The organism is Pantoea sp. GbtcB22, from assembly GCF_019091025.1.
GTDB classification, from domain to species: Bacteria; Pseudomonadota; Gammaproteobacteria; order Enterobacterales; family Enterobacteriaceae; genus Pantoea; species Pantoea leporis.
This window is the reverse complement of the sequence record NZ_JAGXKB010000709.1, coordinates 1-241: the sequence shown is the minus strand read 5'-3', so window position 1 is coordinate 241 and position 241 is coordinate 1. Positions and strand designations below refer to the sequence as shown.

1 pseudogene is annotated in these 241 nt (G+C 46.1%); it reads right to left on the bottom strand.

Annotation, left to right across the window (positions count from 1 at the left end):
• Nucleotides 1-121: 121 nt before the first annotated feature.
• Nucleotides 122-241, bottom strand: a pseudogene (locus tag KVT28_RS26435) (TonB system transport protein ExbD); the annotation flags it as partial.

Sequence of the window (241 nt, the reverse complement as noted above, 5' to 3'; positions counted from 1 at the left end):
CTTCACCATTGCAGTTTACAAAAATACGACCAATAGTAACAATAAATTAACAAATTGCGTGCAGGCATTAAAAAGGGCCGCTGCGGGAGCGACCTTTACGGCAAGGCTAAGTGGAGTGACGTTACTTCTTCACCGTTTCCATGCCGATCAAACCAATCTTCAGATAACCGGCTTCACCCAGCTGATCCATCACATCCATTAGTGTGGCGTAATCCACCGATTTATCCGCCTGGAAGAAGGT